Raw genomic sequence first — 3,468 nt, forward strand, 5'->3', positions numbered from 1 at the left:
CGCCCGGCTCAAGCAGTTCCGGGCGGTAGCGACCCGCTTCGACAAACTGGCCGCCCGCTACCGGGCCGGACTCCACCTTGCGTCACTCATCCTCTGGCTCCGCACACCCCACCAAAATCATTTGCCAGACAAGCCCTAGGACTTCCGGTGGCCGATCAGCCGCGGCTTCTGCTCCAGGCCGTCCAGCCCGTGCCACGCCAGGTTCACCAGGTGCGCCGCGACCTCCGCCTTCTTCGGGCGGCGCACGTCCAGCCACCACTGGCCCGTCAGGGCGACCATGCCGACCAGGGCCTGGGCGTACAGCGGGGCCAGCTTGGGATCGAAGCCGCGGGACTTGAACTCGCGGCCCAGGATGTCCTCCACCTGGGTGGCGATGTCGGAGATCAGGGAGGCGAAGGAACCCGTCGACTGGGGGATGGGGGAGTCACGGACCAGGATGCGGAAGCCGTCCGTGTACTCCTCGATGTAGTCCAGGAGGGCGAAGGCCGCCTGTTCGCACAGCTCACGCGGATGGCCGGCCGTCAGCGAGCTGGTCACCATGTCCAGCAGCCGCCGCATCTCACGGTCGACCACCACCGCGTACAGACCCTCCTTGCCGCCGAAGTGCTCGTACACCACCGGCTTGGACACCCCGGCCTTCGCCGCGATCTCCTCCACCGACGTGCCCTCGAAGCCCTTCGAGGCGAACAGGGTGCGACCGATCTCCAGTAGCTGTTGACGGCGCTGGGCACCGGTCATACGGGTGCGGCGCGTGCGCCGCGGCTTGTCATTGCTGTGAGTGCTGCTGGAGTCGGTCGCCACGCGGTCAATCATGCCGCCTTGACGGTCTCCTTACGGCGCCGGGAGCGGACCTGACCGGTGTTGCGGCGGGAATCGATACGCGAGCGTGACGGCCAGCGCACGTCGTACGCCCATCCGAGCAGCTCGAACCAGCGGATGAGCCGCGCCGAGGAGTCCAGCTGGCCGCGCTCCACCCCGTGCCGGGCCGAGGTCGGATCGGCATGGTGCAGGTTGTGCCAGGACTCGCCGCAGGACAGCACCGACAGCCACCACACGTTGCCCGAACGGTCCCGCGACTTGAACGGACGCTTGCCCACCGCATGGCAGATCGAGTTGATCGACCAGGTCACATGGTGCAGCAAAGCCACCCGGACGAGTGACCCCCAGAAGAACGCCGTGAACGTCCCCCACCACGACAGGGTGACCAGACCGCCGATCAGCGGCGGAAGCAGCAGCGACACCGTCGTCCACAGCACGAACTGACGGGAGATCCGCCGCATCGTCGGATCCTTGATCAGATCCGGTGCGTACTTGTCCTGCGGCGTCTGCTCCTTGTCGAACATCCAGCCGACATGAGCCCACCACAGGCCCTTCAGCAGCGCCGGAATCGTCTCGCCGTACCGCCACGGCGAGTGCGGATCACCCTCGGCGTCGGAGAACCGGTGGTGCTTGCGGTGGTCGGCGACCCAGCGCACCAGCGGCCCCTCGACCGCCATCGACCCCGCGATCGCCAGTGCGACCCGCAAGGGCTTCTTCGCCTTGAACGCGCCATGGGTGAAGTGCCGGTGGAAGCCGATCGTGATGCCGTGGCAGCCCAGGAAGTAGAAGAACACGAGCAGGCCCAGATCCAGCCAGCTCACCCCCCAGCCCCACGCCATCGGCACCGCCGCCAGCAGCGCGAGGAAGGGAACGACGATGAAGAGCAGCAGCGTGATCTGCTCGATCGAACGCTTCTGGTCGCCACCCAGCGTGGCGGACGGCAACGCGGTGCCGTCCGTCGGGTTCGGGGGGTCGTCGATCACATCGGAGCTCGTGGTCATGGGCGTCCCCTGTGGGTCGAGAGTCGAGACGGACGCCGGCGGCCCACGGAACCGTCCAACTTCCTACGGTTCCGTAACCTACGGCGTCGTAAGTATGGCAGCGTGTCGCCCCGCGGCAAGAGCCCGCAACCCTGCGAGTCCCGCCCGACACCTAGACTTGGCGTTGGTCGGACAGCGCGGTCCGCTGATGACAATCCCTTCCCGGATGCCCGGACCGTGATGCGGTGATCCGCCGCGCGGCACCCGTCCGGGTTCCCTCCCAGAAGCGCTTCAACCCCGCAAGGAGCCGCACCTGTGAGCAGTGCCGACGACCAGACGACGACCAGCAGCGAACTGCGCGCCGACATCCGCCGACTGGGCGACCTCCTCGGGGAGACCCTCGTGAGGCAGGAGGGTCCCGAGCTCCTCGAGCTGGTCGAGAAGGTCCGCCGTCTCACCCGCGAGGACGGCGAGGCCGCCGCCGAGCTGCTGCGCGGCACGGAGCTGCAGACCGCGGCCAAGCTGGTCCGCGCCTTCTCCATCTACTTCCATCTCGCCAACGTCACCGAACAGGTGCACCGCGGCCGCGAGCTGCGCGCCCGCCGCGCCGCCGAGGGCGGCTTCCTCGCCCGTACCGCCGACCGGCTCAAGGAGGCCGACCCCGAACACCTGCGCGAGACCGTGCGGCACCTCAGCGTCCGCCCGGTCTTCACCGCCCACCCCACCGAGGCCGCCCGACGCTCCGTCCTCAACAAGCTCCGCCGCATCGCCGACCTGCTGGAAACCCCGGTCGTCGCCTCCGACCGCCGCCGCCTCGACACCCGGCTCGCCGAGAACATCGACCTCATCTGGCAGACCGACGAACTCCGCGTCGTCCGCCCCGAACCCACCGACGAGGCCCGCAACGCCATCTACTACCTCGACGAGCTCCACGCCGACGCCGTCGGCGACGTCCTGGAGGACCTCACCGCCGAACTCGAACGCGTCGGCGTCAAGCTCCCCGACGACACCCGCCCCCTCACCTTCGGCACCTGGATCGGCGGCGACCGCGACGGCAACCCCAACGTCACCCCCCAGGTCACCTGGGACGTGCTGATCCTCCAGCACGAACACGGCATCAACGACGCACTCGCCATGATCGACGAGCTGCGCGGCTTTCTGTCCAACTCCATCCGCTACACCGGCGCCACCGAGGAACTGCTGACCTCCCTCCAGAAGGACCTGGAGAAGCTGCCCGAGATCAGCCCCCGCTACAAGCGCCTCAACGCCGAGGAGCCCTACCGGCTCAAGGTCACCTGCATCCGCCAGAAGCTCGTCAACACCAAGCAGCGCCTGGCCACCGGCACCCCCCACGAACCCGGCCACGACTACCTCGGCACCAGCGAACTGCTCAAGGACCTGCGCATCATCCAGGACTCCCTGCGCGCCCACCGCGGCAGCCTGTTCGCCGACGGCCGGCTCAGCCGCATCATCCGCACCCTCGCCGCCTTCGGCCTCCAGCTCGCCACCATGGACATCCGCGAGCACGCCGACGCCCACCACCACGCCCTCGGACAGCTGTTCGACCGGCTCGGCGAGGAATCCTGGCGCTACGCCGACATGCCCCGCGAGTACCGCACCAAGCTCCTCGCCAGGGAACTGCGCTCCCGCCGCCCGCTCGCCCCCACCC

General features: G+C 68.7%; 3 protein-coding genes and 1 pseudogene. 2 read left to right on the forward strand and 2 right to left on the reverse strand.

Annotation, left to right across the window (positions count from 1 at the left end):
• Positions 1-139, forward strand: a pseudogene (locus tag CCN35_RS27855) (IS5/IS1182 family transposase); the annotation flags it as partial.
• Here CCN35_RS27855 and CCN35_RS22090 read toward each other — a convergent pair.
• Both CCN35_RS22090 and CCN35_RS22095 read right to left on the reverse strand, forming a co-directional pair.
• Positions 136-813 (reverse strand): TetR/AcrR family transcriptional regulator, encoded by a 678-nt coding sequence (locus CCN35_RS22090; protein WP_067396429.1) that lies wholly within the window; start codon positions 811-813, stop codon positions 136-138. The pseudogene CCN35_RS27855 and the gene CCN35_RS22090 overlap by 4 nt on opposite strands.
• Complete coding sequence (locus CCN35_RS22095) at positions 810-1,820, reverse strand: acyl-CoA desaturase (protein WP_067396432.1); 1,011 nt, start codon at positions 1,818-1,820, stop codon at positions 810-812. The genes CCN35_RS22090 and CCN35_RS22095 overlap by 4 nt, the downstream gene beginning before the upstream one ends.
• Positions 1,821-2,114: 294 nt before the next feature.
• Between CCN35_RS22095 and CCN35_RS22100 the strand changes: the two genes are divergently transcribed.
• On the forward strand, positions 2,115-3,468 hold a 1,354-nt coding region (locus tag CCN35_RS22100), incomplete at its 3' end, for a phosphoenolpyruvate carboxylase (RefSeq protein WP_143631750.1).

Origin of the sequence: Streptomyces thermovulgaris (assembly GCF_002155915.1) — a bacterium.
GTDB lineage: Bacteria > Actinomycetota > Actinomycetes > Streptomycetales > Streptomycetaceae > Streptomyces > Streptomyces thermovulgaris.

Bases quoted from the DNA above. Each gene is read 5' to 3' on its own strand.
- CCN35_RS22090 (WP_067396429.1), bottom strand. From the start codon at position 813: ATGATTGACCGCGTGGCGACCGACTCCAGCAGCACTCACAGCAATGAC.
- CCN35_RS22095 (WP_067396432.1), bottom strand. From the start codon at position 1,820: ATGACCACGAGCTCCGATGTGATCGACGACCCCCCGAACCCGACGGAC.